At 41.4% G+C, this 18,674-nt stretch carries 12 protein-coding genes and 4 pseudogenes; 15 read left to right on the top strand and 1 reads right to left on the bottom strand.

Translation table 11 applies throughout. The features are described from left to right. The first annotated feature begins 601 nt into the window (after positions 1–601). The 13 genes and pseudogenes from FTU39_RS09965 to FTU39_RS09905 all read left to right on the top strand — a co-directional run bounded on the left by FTU39_RS09965 (position 602) and on the right by FTU39_RS09905 (position 15,719). Positions 602–1,825 carry an efflux RND transporter periplasmic adaptor subunit gene (locus FTU39_RS09965; RefSeq protein ID WP_004974297.1) on the top strand — a complete coding sequence of 408 codons (1,224 nt, stop codon included), beginning with the start codon at positions 602–604 and terminating at the stop codon, positions 1,823–1,825. Between the two features lie 10 nt (positions 1,826–1,835). Continuing rightward, entirely contained in the window at positions 1,836–4,919 is a 3,084-nt protein-coding gene (locus FTU39_RS09960) for an efflux RND transporter permease subunit (protein ID WP_004974298.1), read from the top strand. Continuing rightward, entirely contained in the window at positions 4,912–5,235 is a 324-nt protein-coding gene (locus FTU39_RS09955) for a DUF3240 family protein (protein ID WP_004974301.1), read from the top strand. Before FTU39_RS09960 ends, FTU39_RS09955 begins: the two co-directional genes overlap by 8 nt. Further along, the gene (locus FTU39_RS09950; RefSeq protein ID WP_004974304.1) at positions 5,235–6,542 is read left to right on the top strand and encodes a TolC family protein; all 1,308 of its coding nucleotides are present in this window, start codon (positions 5,235–5,237) and stop codon (positions 6,540–6,542) included. Before FTU39_RS09955 ends, FTU39_RS09950 begins: the two co-directional genes overlap by 1 nt. A gap of 84 nt (positions 6,543–6,626) precedes the next feature. Continuing rightward, complete coding sequence (locus FTU39_RS09945) at positions 6,627–7,277, top strand: response regulator (RefSeq protein WP_242770618.1); 651 nt, start codon at positions 6,627–6,629, stop codon at positions 7,275–7,277. After that, complete coding sequence (locus FTU39_RS09940) at positions 7,278–8,642, top strand: ATP-binding protein (RefSeq protein WP_004974307.1); 1,365 nt, start codon at positions 7,278–7,280, stop codon at positions 8,640–8,642. Between the two features lie 368 nt (positions 8,643–9,010). Beyond that, positions 9,011–10,687 (top strand): phosphoethanolamine transferase, encoded by a 1,677-nt coding sequence (locus FTU39_RS09935; RefSeq protein ID WP_154320133.1) that lies wholly within the window; start codon positions 9,011–9,013, stop codon positions 10,685–10,687. Position 10,688: 1 nt separating this feature from the next. Continuing rightward, positions 10,689–11,252, top strand: a pseudogene (locus FTU39_RS09930) (response regulator transcription factor); the annotation flags it as partial. Positions 11,253–11,362: 110 nt separating this feature from the next. Next, positions 11,363–11,470, top strand: a pseudogene (locus FTU39_RS09925) (helix-turn-helix domain-containing protein); the annotation flags it as partial. A gap of 467 nt (positions 11,471–11,937) precedes the next feature. After that, positions 11,938–12,228, top strand: coding sequence for a helix-turn-helix transcriptional regulator (locus tag FTU39_RS09920; RefSeq protein WP_070153163.1), 291 nt, complete (start codon positions 11,938–11,940; stop codon positions 12,226–12,228). Then, entirely contained in the window at positions 12,218–13,567 is a 1,350-nt protein-coding gene (locus FTU39_RS09915) for a type II toxin-antitoxin system HipA family toxin (protein ID WP_154320132.1), read from the top strand. The genes FTU39_RS09920 and FTU39_RS09915 overlap by 11 nt, the downstream gene beginning before the upstream one ends. Before the next feature lie 18 nt (positions 13,568–13,585). Further along, positions 13,586–14,590: a YecA family protein gene (locus tag FTU39_RS09910; protein WP_070153169.1), complete on the top strand. Its 1,005-nt coding sequence runs from the start codon at positions 13,586–13,588 to the stop codon at positions 14,588–14,590. A gap of 10 nt (positions 14,591–14,600) precedes the next feature. Continuing rightward, on the top strand, positions 14,601–15,719 hold the full coding sequence (locus FTU39_RS09905) for a hypothetical protein (RefSeq protein ID WP_154320131.1): 1,119 nt from the start codon (positions 14,601–14,603) through the stop codon (positions 15,717–15,719). A gap of 143 nt (positions 15,720–15,862) precedes the next feature. Here FTU39_RS09905 and FTU39_RS09900 read toward each other — a convergent pair whose 3' ends face one another. Continuing rightward, positions 15,863–17,176 carry an ATP-binding protein gene (locus FTU39_RS09900; protein ID WP_070153175.1) on the bottom strand — a complete coding sequence of 438 codons (1,314 nt, stop codon included), beginning with the start codon at positions 17,174–17,176 and terminating at the stop codon, positions 15,863–15,865. 237 nt (positions 17,177–17,413) lie between these two features. On the opposite strand from FTU39_RS09900, the pseudogene FTU39_RS13960 reads away from it, so the two are divergent. Both FTU39_RS13960 and FTU39_RS09890 read left to right on the top strand, forming a co-directional pair. Continuing rightward, a pseudogene (locus FTU39_RS13960) lies at positions 17,414–17,719 on the top strand (transcriptional regulator). Next, a pseudogene (locus FTU39_RS09890) lies at positions 17,716–18,630 on the top strand (type II toxin-antitoxin system HipA family toxin); the annotation flags it as partial. The pseudogenes FTU39_RS13960 and FTU39_RS09890, both read left to right, overlap by 4 nt. Positions 18,631–18,674 lie beyond the last annotated feature (44 nt).

Genomic DNA, 18,674 nt, shown 5'->3' with positions numbered 1-18,674 from the left:
AGTGTAGAAAAGTAGACACAATTTATAGTTTTGGTGTGCATAATTTAATTTGGTTCTATTTTTATTAGTAATATTTTTAAGCTATTACCGAGGTTGGGATTGATTGATTGTATGGCTGTGATTCCTGCTACAAAGTAGTAAAAGTTAGATCATAAAAATTTACCCCAACCTTGGCAAGGTCACCGAGATTTATTCCATTAAATGACCTTAATTATAAGTATATGATTTGATTACTGGTATATAGTTTTTGGTGGAGTAAAATTTTGATCAATTTAGATCATTTAATGTGGTTTTGGTCACTTCATTTTAGACATTTTAGTTTATAAAAGTCACCTATGTTTTGATGCTGATTTTCGTGAGAAATAATAACAATATATAGTTTAATATAATGATTATTAATAATTTATAAATCGACTACAACATGTAGTAGCGAAGATGCTCAAAATGCACTTACTACGTAACATCAGTTAAATAAAAGTCTCCCACAAACCCAATACGGTTCACTTGGGCCTATGCAGTCTGAAATAGGTTTATAAACTTAATCTGATCTTAAGAACTTAATCTTAGCTTTGTAGAGAAAATCTCTTGAAGGATGAAACGAGTGGATCAGCGAGTAGATGTACTAAATTTTAAAAAACTATTATATCTAATGAGCGTCTTGATCTTGATTAGCCTTGGGCTATGGTGGGGAAGTAAGCTGCTCTCGAATAAAAATATAGAGGCTAAAGTAGAGAGACAGGTTTCAGAGGCTGAGAGGAGTCCTGAAGTCTCAGAGCAACAAATCTTAATTTCTTCAAAACAAATTGAGCAAGTTGGGATCAAATTACACACATTAGGTGCTTCTTCTACTAACATACAAAAACAAATTATTTTACAAGGGCAAGTACAGTGGTCACCAGAAAGCAAAGTTGTACTGACTAGTCCTGTTTCAGGAATGGTGCAGCAAGTTTTGGTACAACCCTTGGCAGAAGTTACCCGGAATCATCATGTACTTGCTGTACATAGTCCAGATTTAATTCAGATTCAAAATGAAATATTGCAGCTTCGTGCTCAACAACAATTAGCCCAGCAAAATTTAACACGTGAACGTAGCTTATATGCTGAAGGCATTATTGCCGAGAAGCGTGTGCAAGAGGCACAGAATCAAGTACAGCGTCTTAATATTAACTTAGGTGCAAAACAGCGAATGCTGCAATTTATGGGAGGAGGGCAGGTAAATAGTCTAAATTCCATTGTCTATGTTAAAAGCCCAACAAGTGGTTATATAGAAAACTTACAGGTTTCTACAGGTCAGTATGTTGAGGCTGGTACAGTATTAGGTCAACTTGTAAACGCTGATTCACCGTTACAATTGTTATTACAAGCTAATTTAGCTGACAGTAAATATGTGCATATTGGGGATGTTGTTCAGGTTGAAGGTTGTGATATTACAGGGCATATACAAAATATCGCTCCAGCACTTGTAGGGAATACACAAACTCAAAATATCATCGTACAAATGGATACCAAACATAATTGTTTGCGGGTGCAACAATTTGTCAAAGTTCATGTTCAAAGTAAGCAGCCAACAGTAATTGCAGCATGGCCAGTACCAAGTACTGCCATAACCTCACAAGATGGTAAACACATTATTTTTGTTAAAAATCAGAAGGGGTTTGAAGCTGTAACGGTTGAAGTTCTATCAGCTGATCAGCAGCAAAGTTATATTACAGCTGAAAAATTAAAACCCAAAATGCAACTTGCTATCAGTGGTGTAGAGCGTCTCAAGGCGGTGTGGTCTGGCTTTGGTGCAGAGCAAGCACCTATTAGCACTACAGAACGTTGAGGTGAGACATATGTTAAAACGTCTTATCGCCTTTTCACTTAGTCAGCGCATTTTAATATTATTGCTCACATTGGCGATCAGTGTGGCAGGCTACATTGCTTTTACGAAACTACCAATTGATGCTTTTCCTGATGTGTCAAGTACGCAAGTACAAATTGTGATGAAATCGCCCGGCATGACGCCCGAAGAGGTGGAAAGCCGTATTGTTGTACCCATTGAACAAGAAATGTTGGGAATATCTCATCAGACAGTAATGCGTTCGCAATCTAAATACGCGATTGCGATTATCACATTAGACTTTGCTGAAGGCACTGACCCTTATTGGGCTAGACAACAGGTGAATGAACGTTTAAGTAATGTGATGTCTGCATTACCAAGTAGTACGTCAGGTGGAATTGCACCCATGACGACCCCATTAGGTGAATCTTTTATGTTTACCTTACATGGGCCACTCAGTGATATGGAAAAACGAACTCTACTTGATCGGGTGGTTCGTCCACAACTTCGTAAAATTGAAGGGGTCGCCGATGTTAACGCTTTGGGGGGACTTGTTCGTACATTTGAAGTGACCCCTAATTTAGAGGCCCTGGCGGCACGAGGCTTATCTTTAACACAGCTACAACAGGCAATCGAGCTAAATAATGCCAGTGATGGTGCTGGGCGGCTTAATGAAAATGGAGAGTCATTACTGATCCGAAGCGATAGCCGCGTCAGAAACCTTGAAGAGTTAGGCGATATTATTGTTTCTAGCCATCAAGGAACATTGGTGCGGGTTAAAGATGTTGCACAGGTACATACTGGAGCACTCACACGCTATGGTGCAGTGACTGAAAATGGCCAAGGTGAGGCTGTCCAAGGTATTGTATTAACTTTAAAAGGTGCGAATGCACGTCAAGTCGTTCAACATGTTCGTGAGCATTTGTCCGACATTGAAAAAACTCTGCCACAGGGTACAACGATTGAACCATTTTATGATCGTGGTGAGTTGGTAAACCGAGCCATTCATACCGTAAGTAAAACGTTATTAGAAGCTATTGTCTTAGTCTTGATTTTACTTTTATTGTTCTTAGGAAACCTAAGGTCTGCTTTAGTGGTTGCGGCAGTTTTACCATTATCTGCACTAAGTACTTTTTTGATGATGCACCATTTTGGTTTAAGTGCCAATTTAATGTCTTTAGGTGGTTTGACGATTGCGATTGGTTTATTAGTGGATGCTGCAGTTGTAGTGGTTGAAAATATTGAAATGCAACTTGCTGAAGCAAAAGAGTCACCGCAACGTTCTTTTTTACCGCCATTAAATATGATTTACCGCGCAGTGTCTGAGGTTGCAGTACCAGTCACAGCAGGCATGATCATTATTATGTTAGTGTTTATTCCATTGGTCACGCTTGAAGGATTGGAAGGGAAGCTCTTTTCACCTGTGGCTTTAACAATTGTATTTGCTTTATCAAGTTCACTAATTTTTTCTTTGACAGTGATTCCTGTACTGTGTTCATTCTTTCTAAAACCGAAAGCACATCACACACCCTTTTTAGTAGCTAAATTAGAAACTGGTTACCGAAAACTTTTGAATCTGAGTTTAGCCCATCCTAAACAGATTTATGTCTTAGCAGGTGGTACCTTACTTCTGGCTGCATTGATTTTCCCATTCATTGGAAAGTCATTTATGCCAACCATGGATGAGGGAGATACTATTTTACAGTTAGAAAAAATCCCTTCGATTAGCTTACAAAACTCAATTGCATTAGATCTGGATATTCAAAAACGTATTTTGGAACAAGTGCCTGAAGTTGAAAGAATTGTGGCACGTACAGGTTCTGATGAATTGGGATTAGACCCTATGGGGTTAAATGAAACAGATAGTTTCATTGTGCTAAAACCACAAACGCAATGGCAAGTCAAAAATAAAGAGCAAATTTTAGAAAAAATTCGTCTTGTACTTCAAGATGTTCCTGGCGTGAACTTAACATTTAGTCAACCCATAGAGATGCGCACTTCAGAAATGTTGTCTGGAGTACGAGGAGATTTGGCTGTCAAAATTTTTGGAAGTGATTTAGACCAGCTTAATGATTTATCAAAGCAAATTGCAATAGTTCTACAAGGCATTGAAGGCAATGAAGATGTCATGACACTCGAAAATTCGGGAGTACAGTATCAAGAGCTGCGAATCCATCGTGATATGGCTATACGAAATCAATTGGACAGTCAAAATGTTCAAGCCCAACTCAAGATGCTCGTGGAAGGCAAAGAAATAGGTTCCATTATTGAACAGGGGCGCCCTGTTCCATTAATGATGAAAGGGGATCCACGTTTGGGAGAGTCGAGTTTTGAATTTTCCAATATTGCCTTGCCAATTGAGAATGCAGCTGCAGTGCCATTGTTATCTTTAGCAGAAGTGGTTAAGACTGAGGGTGTCGTAAAAATTGATCGTGAAAATGCATCACGAATGTCAGTGGTACGTGCCAACGTACGTGATCGTGATTTAGTTAGTTTTGTAGATGAAGCAAAACAATTGGTTGCAGAGAAAGTCAAGTTACCAACCGGCTACTCACTCAAATGGGGGGGGCAATTTGAAAACCAACAACGTGCGGCTGCTCGCTTAATGCTTGTTGTACCTGCTGCATTAACAATGATCTTCTTTTTACTATTTACGACTTTGGGTTCGGTGCGTCAAGCCGTATTGGTTTTCGTCAATATTCCCTTTGCGTTAGTCGGTGGAGTATTTGCATTAGCATTAACAGGTGAGTATTTATCTGTTCCTGCATCAGTTGGTTTTATTGCCTTGATGGGGATTGCTGTACTGAATGGTTTAGTGATGATTAGTTATTTTAATCAACTGATTTCTCGTGGTGTTGCAATTGAGGAAGTTGTTCGTGAAGGTGCTATGCGCCGTTTACGTCCAGTCATGATGACCGCGAGTATTGCAGCTTTAGGTTTGATCCCATTGTTATTTACTACTGGCCCTGGTGCCGAGATTCAACGTCCATTGGCGATAGTTGTGATTGGAGGGCTTATTTCTTGTACTTTGCTGACTCTGATTTTACTTCCTAACTTGTTTAAAAAATTTGGTTTAGCGCGAGATCATCATGTCTGAAATATGCCAACTCTCTATTAACGTGTCCTCTGATATTGCTGAAGAACTTATGGAGCATTTGTGGTTAATTCCTGAGTTGATTTCAGGGTGTACTTGTGTCAACGCACAAGGGTTTGGTAATCGCCAACATTATCGTAATGTTCAGGAAAAAATTCGCGGAGCAACTGAACGGAATCTTATATTGCTGATTGTACAACACGAATCTGTATCATTGGTTTTGGCGCATATTCAGCAAAAATTTAAATCAAGTGATTGTTTTTATTGGGTCATACCTACATTAATTTCTGGTTATATGAGCCAAGGAGCACTTGACTAATGACATTAAATATCAAATTTAAATCAACACTTCTAGGCCAAATTTGGTATCTGTTTGGGTTGGGCTATTGTTTTACAGTGGCTTCGACAGCAATTGCAAAACCTCAACTTGAAGCTGCTTTGCCACCACTTGAAGCAGTACAACAGAGTCTAGTAGAACATCCGAATGTGCGTGCTGCAATATCAGAGCAAGATTATGCAGACTTTGCCCGACAAGGATTAAAAGTAGGGCAAAATCCGTGGACTGTTACAGCCGGTATGCAAGTACGTAAGACGGATACACAACTAGAGCGAAAACAAGCCAATAGTTATGAACCTAGTTTGGGGATAGAAAAACAAATACGTTTGCCTAATAAATACCGGCTAGATCAAGATCTAGCACAACGTATTTCAAGTATTGCAGAACTGAAGTATGAGAATGCTCAACATCAAGCATCTAAAATGTTGTTAAATAGTTGGTTTGCTTATATGCGAAGCACATTGCATTTGAAGCGACTGCAAGAACAGCTGGATCAAATTCAGCAATTTATCCAAGTGACTGAACAACGTATTCGAGCAGGAGATGCACCACGACTTGAGCTAATGCTCTTGAAGAATGAGTACCAACAACTTGAGGAACAATATATGCAAGCTAAAGCTGCATATATTCAAGCTCAGCAATTGTTGGCCCGCGATTATAGAGGAAAGATCCCTGAACAGTGGAGCAGCGATGTTATACAGCCTAGCCCTATACAGTATAGTCAAGCAGAGTGGGTACAGAAAATTTTGTCAGTTAATCATGAGTTAGCACTCGTAAGGATGCAAGCTACACAGCAATACGCAGTATTAAAAAGAGAGCAGCTTAATAGACTGCCAGATCCTACGATTGGTTTTGGTTACAGTAGGGAGCAATCGGGAGAGGAGAATTTATTAGGGGTTAGTGTTTCAATTCCTTTGACTGCGCGACAAGTCGGTATTGCTTCAGGAATGGCAGCGGCAGAAGCAAAAAAAGCGGATTTGGAGGTATTGCGTGTAGAAAAACGTCTGCGTCAAGAAATACAGGGGTGGGTGATTCAAATGGAGTCAGCGACTGTACGGAATACGAAGGCGCAAGAAAACTTACAACTGTTGCAACAACAACATCACTTGATGCAAAAAGCGTATAAATTAGGTGAGTTGAATCTCAATGAGCTTTTGTTGCATTCGCAGCAATTGATTGAAGCACGTAGCCGAGTCGATCAAGCTAAAGTAGATTATGCAGAAAGTATGAGTTCCTTATTACTTGATTCTCATCAATTGTGGCCTTTACATGAGATGGATAGAATTTAACAGTAATATTTACGAGCATAGTAGGGATTATAAATTTGCGCTGTAGTTTGGTAAGCAAGAGAAAAAGGTGTTATGAGAGTTCTATTGGTAGAAGATGATAGCTTGTTGGCAAAAGCAACTGCACGTGGTCTAGATCAAATGGGCTTTGTAGTTGACATTGCGAGCACAGCAGAGCAAGCGTACCATTTTTTAGTGAGTTATCATTATCACTTTATTCTACTAGACTTAGGTTTGCCTGATCGAAATGGGATTGAAATTTTAAAATCACTACGTCGCAAAAAGAATCAAGTTGGAATTATTATTCTGACTGCTCAAGATCAAGTTGATGATCGTATTACAGGTCTAGAGGCAGGAGCTGATGATTTTGTTGTTAAACCTTATGATTTACATGAGGTCGTAGCAAGGATTCATGCTGTATTACGCCGAATTTCAGGAGAGGTAGGGGACCTAATTCAGGTTGGAAATATTAGTATTAACAAAGCGAGTAAACAAGTACTGTTAAATCAAGTCGAAATTGAGTTGACACATAAAGAGTTTCATTTATTGGAGTTATTTACTCTCAATCGTGGTCGTGTAATTTCGCGTGAAAATATAGAAAATTCATTTTATGCTTATGACGTTGATGTGAGTAGTAATGTTGTACAAGTCCATATTCATAACTTGCGTCGGAAATTAGGTAAAAATATTATCCGTACAGTACAAGGTTTTGGATATATCATGGATGAACAGCATTAAATGGCTGATCCAATTCGCAGCTATTCATTAACCCAGCGCTTATCTATAATTTTACTGGCAATTACCACTAGCGTTTGGTTGGGTAGTTTAGGAAGTATTTATTGGGGAATGCAAAACACTGCCAATAATATTTTTGATAAGTCATTAGCAGAAACTGCTCATGCTTTATTGTCTACGACTCTAAGTACCCTAGATGGAAAAGTACCGCAGCATACAGTGATTGAAAAAGCTAAGGGTGAGCATTATGACCAAATTGTATTTCAAATTTGGCATCGTGATGGACAATTAATTTATCGTTCTATTGGTGTGGAAACACAGCCATTTGTTCAGCAAGATAATTTTGGTTGGATTAAACTGAATAATAATACTTATCGTAGTTATTCTGTTTGGGATAGTACGCATACAATACAGGTACAAATTGCGCAGGTTTGGACAATTCGAAAAGATATTCAGCAAGATATGTTGCTGTTTTTGATTTTGGTTTCAATCATATTTTTGCCATTATTATTATGGTTGATTATTTGCACGATCCGTCGTCATTTATTGGCTGTATATAGCATTAGTCAAAACTTAGAAAAACAATCCATTGAACATTTAAATCCAATTAAGCCAGTTGTACCGAAAGAAATAGAACCTTTAGTGAGCTCTTTAAATACCTTACTTAGTGAGATTGCTGAAAGTATGCAACGTGAAAAACGTTTTACCTCAAATGCCGCTCATGAACTCCGTACACCATTAGCTGCTATACGCTTACATGCCCAAGTACTTCAAAATGCACGTTCCAATGAGGAGTCTAAGGAAGCTGCACAGGACATTATTACAGGAGTAGACAAAGCATCAAGAATGATTACTCAGTTGCTTACATTAGCGAGGCTTGAACCGAATGCCACACAAAACAAAAGCAATATTGATTTGGTAGATATTGTTAAAGGTACAGTTGAAATGATGGGTATTCAGTTCAGAAAAGCAGGTGTAGACTTACAATTGCATCTCACCTCAGTGTGCGTTTGGGGGCAGTCAGATCAGTTGGAAATTATGTTGAGAAATATACTCGAAAATGCCATTCTTTATCGTAGTTCAATACATAAACCTATTATTAAAGTCAGTTGTGGAAGTATTGGAAATGGTAGTTTTATACAGGTTGAAGATAACGGCATAGGTCTAGATGAAGCACAAATCCCATTTATATTTCAGCGTTTTTATAGAATAAATCAAGCCAGTTCTGTAGTAGGAAGTGGTCTGGGATTATCTATTGTGAAGCAGATTATTGACTCTCATTTAGGCAAGATTACTTTACAACGTGCAAATGCAGTTGGAGGATTGATTGTCAGAATTGAATTTTTCAAAAAATTGAATATTTATTAAAACGATAGTCAAAAAAATAGATTTTATCATATTGATTTATAAATTTAATTTAAATGCTGGCGTATATCGTTGTCCACTCATAATGTTCTCTCCTATGCAAAAAGAATAGACGAAATTTGTCTAGGAGAATGGTGGCAGTCCAGGGCCTGGTTCAAGCATGACTTGAGTAATACTCGGGCTGTGCTCATGATTTGCTTGAGCATTACTTGCGGATTTTCCCCAACGTGCTTGGGCTGCATTTTTGGTTTTATCAGATTTGATTTGAAATCAAAATATGTATAAGTTTTTGTAGCTCTCAGATTATTTTAAGTCATTTTTAAGATTCAAATTTTAGGCTAAAGCATATTAAAGTCTTTGAACTAAAAAAAATGCTTAAGCTGCCTTCTTTTCCCGGTCTACGCCAGATCAAACCCCTCAGCCTTGCACGCTTCAACCTGTTACTCGCCATTTGGCTGGGACTGGTCTTAAACTTTGCTTTCTATCAGAAAATCCATCAACTGACGCCTTATACCAACCTCAAGGCAGACGCATTATTGGCGGCTACAGTCTTGGTAGTTATCGGCTTGTACAATCTGGTCTTGCAGTGGCTGAACTGGAAATGGAATGCCAAGATACTGGCCAGTGTGCTGATCATTCTGGGCGGTTTTAGTGCTTATTTTGTCAATAGTCTGGGGGTTGTTATTACGCCGGACCAGATCCAGAATATGCTGCAGACCGATGCCCGGGAAGTCCGTGATCTCTGGTCAATACGGCTGGTGATCTGGACGCTGGTCTTTGTGATTTTTCCTTTGTGTATCGTCTGGATGCTGAACATTCAGCCTGCATCTTTCGGGCGTCAATTGTTGCATAAAAGCCTGAGCAGTCTGTTTTCGGCCGTATTGATTCTAGGACTGTTATTCTGTTTTTATGTCGATTATGCAGCCATCTTCCGCGAGCACCGCGATCTGAAGGGCATGATTTCCCCGCAAAATAGTATTGCATCCACCGTATCCTACTATAAAAAGAAAGCACCTAAAGCCAATTTGCCTTTGATTCCTTATGGTGAAGATGCCCATCTGCTGCAGCAGGCTCAAATACAGAAACAACCCAAATTGATGGTGCTGGTGGTTGGGGAGACTGCACGTGCCGAGAGTTTTGCTTTAAATGGTTATGCACGCAATACCAATCCTGAACTGAGCAAGTTACCGATAATTAATTTCAATCAAGTCAGTTCTTGCGGAACTGCCACAGCTGTTTCAGTACCGTGTATGTTTTCAGGGATGACACGTCAAAACTATAATGAACAGTTGGCTAGCCACCGAGAAGGTTTGCTGGATATTGCTCAGCGGGCCGGTTATCAGGTGACCTGGATTGATAATAATTCGGGCTGTAAAGGTGCCTGTGACCGCGTACAAAAATACCAGATTCCAGCCCAACTGAAACAGAGATGGTGTGATGCTGGTGGTGAATGTTTTGATGAAATCCTGGTGGATAGCCTGAAAGATTATCTGGCGCATCTGGATAAAAACAACTCGAAACCGCAGTTAATTGTACTGCATCAGATGGGCAGTCATGGCCCCGCATATTTCAAGCGCTCCAAAGCACCATATCAGCCATTTCAACCGACCTGTAATACCAATGCCATTCAGGGCTGCAGTACAGAAGAATTAAAGAATAGCTATGATAATTCGATTGTATATACAGACCATGTTCTTGCCGAGATCATTGAAACTTTAAAGCAACAGACTCAATATCAAACCGGTTTCTGGTATCTGTCTGATCATGGAGAATCTACCGGAGAGCACGGTTTATACCTGCATGGTGCTCCTTATAGCATGGCGCCCACGCAGCAAACCCATATCCCAATGCTGATGTGGTTTTCTGATACCTGGCAACAGTATAATGCCCTGCAGCTAAACTGTTTAAAAACACAGACCGGACAGGCACGCAGTCACGATCATCTTTTCCCCAGCTTATTAAGTATGCTGGATATAAAAACGCAAGTGATTGAAGCTAAAAATGATATGCTTGCACAATGCTCATCATCATTAAAAAACAGAGCTTGAAATGCATAAAATACTGATTATTGAAGATGACTTTATGATTGCCGAGTCGACTGAAACATTGCTTAAACTGCATCAGTTTGAGGTGTACTGGGTCAATAATGGGATTGAGGGTTTAAAACAATTACAGCAGCAGGTCTACGATATTGTGCTGCTCGATTTAGGTTTGCCAATGATGGATGGCATGTTGGTGCTAAAAAATATCCGGCAGAAGTTTCCGAATTTACCGGTATTGATTATCTCTGCCCGGGATCAATTACAAAACCGGGTAGATGGGCTGAATCAGGGAGCTGATGACTACTTGATTAAACCCTATGAGTTTGACGAACTGCTGGCCCGTATTCATGCCTTAATCCGACGTGCCGGCTTAAAAAATACTGTGACAGATATGAATAAGAAATTATCACACAGTGGGCTGGAACTGGACCTGGAACAGCACATCGTATGCTTTAATGGTGAACCGATCGAGTTGTCTAATCGGGAATGGTCTATTCTCACTGCACTCCTCATGCATCCTAGCAAAATTTTTTCTAAAAACGATTTAGAAGACAAACTTTATGATTTCGATAAGTTGACAAAAATAACTAATCATGCGAAAAAGTTTTTTTAGTTAACAGATGTTCACACATGCCTCGAATTGTTTCTGTACCACTTAGTTTAGAACAGCGAGAATGACTCATTTTTCTGGCCAAGCATGCAAAACATTGGCGTGAAAGACAACGTGCCCAAACTATTCTCTGGCTTTCTGAAGGTAAAAGTGTTGCGGAAGTTGCCACTCTACAAGAAACCCCAACCTTGGCAATAGTCACCAACATAATTTACATTAAATTGTATAAATTGCTGTGTATATAAGTACAATAACATCAATAACTTACGTTTTAAAATATTTTTATTGGAATTAATGTTTATTAAGATCGTTTAATTTTGGTCACATAAGTTTTTAAAAATTTACCAAATAATCACCAACATAATTTTGTGATGATTAATTAGGTAAACCGAATGGTAAAAAATCAGGTTGATGGAGTTATATATGGCTGAACCGTACCGGGTTTGTCGGAGACTTTTTTATTTAAGTTAGGCCACCTGACCTAACGGGTTAATCTTATGCTGCTGTTAGGGTCTAAAAATAGCAGTTTTGAAGGGCTTTATCGAGTGATTTTTTCAACACTCTACGCAATTATGGATATCATAGTATCCACTTTATGTTTTATTTCGCTATAATGGATATAACTGTATCCATTTGGTCTTTGCGGATGAATTTTACCTTACTTGATGATACCGATGTAAGCCAAGCTTATGCGGCTTATTTACGTGAGTTACGCAAGCAGGCAAAGCTGTCGCGCGCTGCATTGGCTGAGCGAAGCTGCGTACCTGCGGCCACCATTAAGAAATTTGAGCTGACCGGGCAAATTTCATTTCGTCAATTGCTGTTGCTATGGCAGACACTTGATTCGCTAGATAGGCTTTATCAGCTCACGCAACTTAGCAAAGAACGCGCTGCTATACCCATGAGTATTGATGAGGTGCTAAAAGATGAGTTTTAAACCGATTCAGAAGCTTAATGTTACTCGTACGCTAAGCTCAGGTGAGCAGATATCTGTTGGAGTCTTGGCGCAGAATCGGCAAGGCGTTTTTTTTCAGTATACTGACGACTATTTGCAGCAGTTTGGCAATTTATCACCGTTTACCTTGCAAGCGAATACGCTAGTTCAAGCCGCACCTAAAGCGCCGCACCAAGGTGTACATGGCGTATTTGGGGATTGTTTGCCCGATGGCTGGGGCATGTTGTTACAAGATCGTATTTTCCGGCAAAAGGGCATCCTACCTAATCAATTAACGGCGATGGATAGACTGGCCTTTGTCGGTGATAAAGGCATGGGAGCGCTGTCTTTTGCTCCGGTGTCTGAGTTTTCAGCCACGACATACGCGGACATTGATTTAGCAACCTTGGGCTTAGAAGCACAAACGCTGTTCGATGCTTCAATGTCAGATTATATGGATGATAATCACGATGAGTTAGATGGGCATACGCAACAGGTGTTGGCCGCATTAGTCGCCGGTGGTAGTTCGGGTGGAGCAAGGCCTAAGGCGCAGATTTATATGCCTGCAGGGGAAACTCAGCATTGTCGAACCTTTGCTCAGCCTGGAGATGAGGCTTGGCTGATTAAGTTTACCTCGAAAAATCTCGCGCTCGGGCATGAAGAAGGGTTGTGTGAAGCGGTTTATTTGCAAATGGCCGAGCTTGCCAAGTGCCAACCACCAGTCTGGCAACTCATTGAAGCACCAACTACAAGCGGTGCGTCTGCCTGGTTGGCGCTTAAGCGTTTTGATTATGTCACGGAGCAGGCCCGTTTAAGCGGTAATCGCAGTTCAGGTCGCTTGCATATGCACAGCGCTTGCGGGCTGCTGGATGCAGACTTTCGAACGCCAAGTTTAGATTATATTGACTTGATCAAAGCCAGCCGTCAGTTGTGTAAATCTCCTGCTGCTGGGCAGCTGCAATTTCGCCGTGCCGTTTTTAACCTGCTGTCGTCTAACCAAGACGACCACAGTAAAAACTGGGCGTTTTTGCAAGCGGATGACGGTCAATGGAACCCTGCACCTTTTTACGATGTTACCTACAGCCCACATCCATTCAACGAACACGCCACTGCTTTCGGCGGTTATGGCAAAGCGCCATCGCTTAAGGTGATGCAAAAACTTGCTACTAGTGCTGGCTTTGCGAATTGGAATGATGCAAAGCAAGTTATTGAAGAAGTCGCAGAAGCCATCAGCCAATTTACGTATCTTGCCAAGCAACAAGGGATCAGTAAAACAACAATGTCCGTGATTGCTAAGACATTGGAGCAGCGTAAACAAGAAAATGCAGCGCTTTTTCTATAACAATAAGAAGGGACAGTAATGAAGCTCGGCCGAAACGATCCTTGCCATTGTGGCAGTGGTAAAAAATTTAAACGTTGTTGTATGAGCAGCGTTTCCAAGCAACATGCCCAAGTCTTCGATGATGTTGAAACCATGCTGGCAATGAACCCAAATTTGAGTCTTGATGAACTCAATGCCGCTTTGCAGCACAAAGTGCAAGAACGCAATCATCAACCTCATCCCGATTTTTGTGGCGTAACGCCAACGCAAATGGCCAATTGGCTTTATGCGCCTTTTGATGAATTAAAGTGGGTGACAATTTGCACTCCCGACTCTCTTTCTGCCAGCCCAATAATGCGTTATCTAGCCCTCATTCTTGATGAGGCCATGGCGCAAGAAGGCTCCTTCAAAGCCACGAGTAAAGGCAACTTACCGGCTAAGTTGGTTAAACAGGCCAGTGAGTTATTGCCTGAGTTTGCCGTTGCTCAATTAGAACGTAGTATAAGCATCAGCGAGTTTTCGGGCAGCAATGAAGACAAATTTAATGCCTTGCACTACACCCGAGTGCTTGCCGAAATTAGCGGTATTATTTATCGGCGCAGTGGCCGCTACCATGTAAAAAAATCAGCGCAAAAGCAGTATCAAGCGCTAGGCATACAGGCCTTTTTCAAACCTATGTTAGAGGCCGCTATCAGCAAATATAACTGGGGTTATTTGGACAGTTTCGAATACGATGTCGACTTGCGCACTTTTTGGTTGTTTATGCTGTGGCGTATTCAAAGCCACAACAGTGTGGAGCAGCTTGTGAAAGAGGTGATGACAGCTTTCCCTAATCTATTGCTGGTATTCCCTACGGATGATTACTTCTCGCCAGAAAGAAACTTAAGTATGCTCATCGAATCACGATTTATTGAGCGATTTTTGCAGTTTTGGGGATTTGTAACGATTGACCCAAGACGTTATATAAACGCTGAACAAGTCGCCAGAGTGATTCAGGTACAGCCTTTGTTAAAACAAACTTTTCAATTCACAATAAATAAATAGCAAGGTCACCGTGAGCGAATTTCAATACTATAAATTTGAGCGTCTGGATGGGTATTTAGATGCTAAAGCACGTCAAGCACTCAGAGCCATTTCAAGCCGTGCCGAGATCAGCGCTACGGCCTTTCAGGTGTATTACACCTACAGTGATCTAAAGGCCGAGCCTTTTGAGCTGATGTTAAAATACTTTGATATCGGTTTTTACTATGCCGATTGGGGCTCAATCGATGTATACATCAAGCTACCAGCAGGAACGCTTCCAGATGCGTTACTTGGCTTTTCAAGTGATGGACTTCATGTTCACGAAAACGATGAGTGGCAGTTGCTGATTTTTTCCCTTGAGGAGTGTGATGAGTATTTTGACGATGAGCATGCTGACGACTTTTTCCAGCATTTAGCCGCTTTACGCGGCGGGTTAATGCAAGGGGATTGGCGCCTTGTGTACTTAATGTGGCTCAAAGCGTTTGATTTTAATGATGGCGTTGAGCGAGTGCCGTTAATTCAATTCGATTTTGAGCACCTCAGGGAAGAGGAGCAGGCGTTTGCTGCGCTGTATGATATTCCCTTAGCATTGGTTAAGGCGCTCGCCATGGTGCTGAGCGAACAACCCAGTCACCAAGCCAAACAAACTCAGCTTACGCTTGATGCGTGGATCCATAATCTCTCGCAAGCAGAGAAAGACACGCTATTACGCACGTTGTTTGAGCAAGGCCAGCTAACCCGTCACCAAGCCTTAGCGCTGACGCGAAAAGAACCTGTCAACACAGACGAGATCTATCAATACTGGTTAACTTCCGCCGTCATTTCTCCTTTCATTGAGCAAGCGCAAAGTCAATTACAGCAAGAGCAAGCCGCAGCACTCGCAAAAAAATTAGCTATCGAAAAAGCGGAAAAAGAAAAAGCGTTGACGTATATCTACAATCAACGTGAGCACTACTGGCAGCAATCACAAGAGCAAGCGGATCGAACTTGCGCCAGTGGTTACGATGCGGCATCACGCTATCTGCATCAGCTGTTTGAGGCCTATCAGTTCAAAGCTGATGAAGCGGCGTTTGAACAACGTTTTAAGCGCTTTGTTGTGGCGAATAATAGCCGTAAAGCACTGTTAAATCGCTTGAGTGATTTGCTTTAAACGATGAGGCGATAGGCTGGCCAAATGACGTTAGCAAAAAACCGATTGAGGGTTGGTTGAAAGGTTGTAAGCCCACCAAAGGTCTACAAATTGTTACCTATGAAGTCACTTTGTGTAGACCTCGGGGTCTAAGTAACGCGCTTTTACCATCTCTGTGGTAAATACTGCGTGAAATACAAAGGCATCACGATATTGGTTTGCTCTAATGCGGATGAGCCTTGTGTACCCGTTAACTTAAAGGTTTTACTTGGAGTACATTTTTCAACGTAGGATGCCAACGATTTTGCTCTTGTACGTTTACCACTTTTGACCTCCACAGGGACGATATCGCCTTCATCGGTCGCCAAAATAAATTCGATTTCGGCACGGGCGTCATTCCATGAATAGCTTGGGTCAACGCCAATGGCAGTGAGCTCTTGTTGCACAAAGTTTTCAGCCACATAACCTTTGTATTCATAGTTTTGTTGCTTAATTTCTTTATAACTGCTGCCGAGCATATGATTAAGCAGACCCACATCAAACAAAAACAGTTTCACCATATTTTCTTTTTTATAGGCCGCTAACGGAGATTTCGGCAATCCTTCAATAGGGTAGTTTGGCAAAGCTAGGCGGCAGCAGTTAAGCCAATGGATCGCGGTTTCAAAATCGCTATAACGAGATTTACGCTCATGCACATGCTTAAATTTAAAGCGTTTAACCGACTCATCGCTGACAAGTGATAGCTGGGCTGGAATGCTATTAAATACCGATTCAATCAGTGTGGTGTCGACCTTGCCCGCGTACTTACCAAAATCGCGGCGATAACCTTCCACTAAATCGGCATGAATTTTTGTGACTTTTTCAACACGCTCTAGAATGCTTGAATCCTTATACTGATACCAAGCAGAAACGGCTTCCGGCATACCACCAGTAAAAAAGTAGTCAGTGAGTTTGTCCATCAATTTGGTGTGTACTGCCGGTGTGCTTGCTTGACTATCAAACGCTTTGATCAGCGCTTGCTCGTTGGATGCGTAAATAAATTCTTGGAAGGTCAGTGGTCGTAAATTGTATTGTTCTACCTTGCCCACAGGGAAGGTGTTGAGCAAACCAATATTCGAGCCGCTGGCAGCGACAAAATAGGACGGTGCTTTTTCAGCAAAGTACTTTAGTGAGGTAACGGCACGTTCACATTCGCCAATTTCATCTAATATCAGCAGATCGGTTTCTGGGTTGAACGCTTGGTTGGTTAACAACTCAATATTCATTACTAGCTCGTCAGGTGACAGAGAGCCATCGAACGCTTCTTTGTAGGCAGGGTTTTCAAGGAAGTCGATACGAAGGATGTTGGCAAAGGTATTCCCAAATAACTCTTGTAGCAGATAGGTTTTACCTGTTTGTCTTGCACCATCGATCAATAATGGCTTGCGCACCGGTTGATTTTTCCATGTTATTAGGGCGTTTAGTAAGTTGCGCTGCATTGTCATTTCCCGCCAATTAAGACTGTTAACTGCCTGTAGTATAACTCAGCCTACACTTTTACGCGCAGAAAAGTGCGGAATTTTACATTTTTATGCGCATAAAAGTGTAATTTGATGACCTTTGGCATTCAGGGATTCACATCATCGCCTTGGCCAACGCGCAAGCTAAACCTAAAAGTAGGATATAAATCCAATTATATTGAGTAAAGTGGGAATATAGTCCCTTTGGTTGGTGATATGGCTAAGCGTGACTTACACAATATATTGTTTCCAAAGCAGCGTAAAATCCTGACGCAGTTTGGTGAAGACTTGCTGTTGGCGATGAAAAGACGTGGTTTTACCAAAAAGCTACTGTGTGAACGTACTGGTTTTGATCATAAAACCGTGAATTAAGTCTTAGCCGGTGATCCGGGCGTTGCCATAGGCACTTACTTAAAGGTGATGGCCGTTCTTGGCATGGAAAGCAACTTTGCAGAAATGGCCGCCCATGATGAAGTGGGTATCAAGCTGCAAAACATAAAATTGCTGGAAGGTTCAAGATGAGCCGTGAAATCGTTGAAGTCTATGCCGACTGGCAGCCAATTGAAGCACCTTTGCTAATAGGGCTGCTTTCTTACAGCGATTCAAGCCGAGGTGGCGTGTTTAGTTTTGCCTACGATAAAGCATTTTTAACCTCAGCCTATCGCTTGCAAATTGATCCCATCCTGACCCTCCACTCCGGTGTACTCTAAAACGATGAAGTCGATAAAAGCTTCCGCGCATTTCTTGATTCATCGCCTGATAGATGGGGGCGTATTTTAATGCAGCGGCGTGCGGCGATTGAGGCGCGCAAAGGCATTCGAGCAACAAGTCGATTAAACGAATTGGATTACCTGCTGGGCGTAAATGACTCTTACCGGATGGGTGGTATTCGATTTAAGCGAACAGGCTCGAATGCTTTTTTGGACGACAATTCTGAATTTGCTGCGCCGCCAATGGCTTCTTTGCGAGAGCTAGAGCATGCAGCAATGCAGATTGAAAAAGACGATAACATCGACAGTGACGAGTATTACCGCTGGTTGAAAATGCTGATTTCTCCAGGCTCATCATTAGGTGGTGCAAGGCCCAAAGCTTGTGTCACAGATGAACAAGACCACTTGTGGATTGCTAAGTTTCCCAATTTAAACGATACCCATGATGTGGGCGCGTGGGAGATGGTCTGTTATGAATTGGCGTTAGCGGCAGGTGTTGACATGTTTCCAAGTGAGATGAGGCAATTTTCGTCACAGCACCATACCTTCTTAACAAAACGGTTTGACCGCGACGGTGACAAGCGGCTGCATTTTTCGTCGGCCATGACACAGCTTCAATACTATGATGGTGAACAATCTCAAGGTGCCAGCTACTTAGAGATTGCTGAATTTATTTCCAATTGTGGAGCACAAACCACAGCTGATTTAGCTCAGTTTTGGCGTATGGGGGTAAAGGCATGGGGAAGTGTTTAATGAAGTGCTGCTGT

Source organism: Acinetobacter sp. YH12099, from assembly GCF_013419195.1.
GTDB classification, from domain to species: domain Bacteria; phylum Pseudomonadota; class Gammaproteobacteria; order Pseudomonadales; family Moraxellaceae; genus Acinetobacter; species Acinetobacter towneri.
Note: the sequence above shows the minus strand (reverse complement) of the source record. Positions and strands in the feature narration are given on the sequence as shown.

What these genes read in the sequence shown, in the direction of transcription:
- FTU39_RS09935 (WP_154320133.1), top strand. Translation starts at nt 9,011, where the DNA reads ATGCTTAAGCTGCCTTCTTTTCCCGGTCTACGCCAGATCAAACCCCTC.
- FTU39_RS09940 (WP_004974307.1), top strand. Translation starts at nt 7,278, where the DNA reads ATGGCTGATCCAATTCGCAGCTATTCATTAACCCAGCGCTTATCTATA.
- FTU39_RS09960 (WP_004974298.1), top strand. Translation starts at nt 1,836, where the DNA reads ATGTTAAAACGTCTTATCGCCTTTTCACTTAGTCAGCGCATTTTAATA.
- FTU39_RS09920 (WP_070153163.1), top strand. Translation starts at nt 11,938, where the DNA reads ATGAATTTTACCTTACTTGATGATACCGATGTAAGCCAAGCTTATGCG.
- FTU39_RS09910 (WP_070153169.1), top strand. Translation starts at nt 13,586, where the DNA reads ATGAAGCTCGGCCGAAACGATCCTTGCCATTGTGGCAGTGGTAAAAAA.
- FTU39_RS09950 (WP_004974304.1), top strand. Translation starts at nt 5,235, where the DNA reads ATGACATTAAATATCAAATTTAAATCAACACTTCTAGGCCAAATTTGG.
- FTU39_RS09955 (WP_004974301.1), top strand. Translation starts at nt 4,912, where the DNA reads ATGTCTGAAATATGCCAACTCTCTATTAACGTGTCCTCTGATATTGCT.
- FTU39_RS09900 (WP_070153175.1), bottom strand. Translation starts at nt 17,176, where the DNA reads ATGCAGCGCAACTTACTAAACGCCCTAATAACATGGAAAAATCAACCG.
- FTU39_RS09915 (WP_154320132.1), top strand. Translation starts at nt 12,218, where the DNA reads ATGAGTTTTAAACCGATTCAGAAGCTTAATGTTACTCGTACGCTAAGC.